The organism is Paenibacillus solisilvae, assembly GCF_042656405.1.
GTDB classification, from domain to species: Bacteria; Bacillota; Bacilli; order Paenibacillales; family Paenibacillaceae; genus Paenibacillus_Z; species Paenibacillus_Z solisilvae.
Genome location: NZ_JBHSOW010000113.1, coordinates 1 through 598, shown reverse-complemented (window position 1 = coordinate 598; position 598 = coordinate 1). Strand labels below are relative to the sequence as shown.

Here is a 598-nt window from a genome sequence, read left to right as displayed (position 1 = left end):
CCGGCTATCGATGTGACTTTGGATGAAGCAGCACTAGCGGAAATACGCAGAATAGCCGCCGAATAAGGTGAAGCCTTTCTGCTTATACTTTTTTTAAATAATAAACGCGCGTCAACCAGATCGGGATCGCAGGGAGGAAGCTATAGAATAGCTGGATTTTGGCCGCGTGGGATTTTTCCTGGCCGGATCGCAAAACGAAGAATCGATTTGTCGGATAAGGAGGAGAACCGGAGATGGATATAACGCTGACCTTGCATGAAAAAGACAGAAAGCTTGGTGAAATTCTAAGGGAAATGGGTCGCGTCATGATCGCTTTTTCCGGAGGGGTCGACAGTACGTTCGTCTTGAAACGCGCCAAGCAGGAGCTGGGAGATCAAGTGCTCGCTATAACGGCTGCGTCGGAGACGTTCCCGACCCGTGAATTCGACGCTGCGGTGCAGCTTGCCGCCGATATAGGGGTTCAGACCTATAAAACGGAAGTGAAGGAATTCGAAAACGCCAGCTTCGTTGCCAACAACCCTGACCGCTGCTATCACTGCAAAACCGGGCTGTATACTCACCTGCAGGAGGTTGCGGCGAAATTGGATTATCCTTATTT

The 598-nt window shown here is 50.2% G+C and carries 1 protein-coding gene; it reads left to right on the top strand.

The window, feature by feature from the left end; all coding sequences use genetic code 11:
• Positions 1-233: 233 nt before the first annotated feature.
• Positions 234-598: asparagine synthase-related protein (locus ACFPYJ_RS28550; RefSeq protein WP_379191651.1), on the top strand; the 365-nt coding region annotated here is incomplete at its 3' end.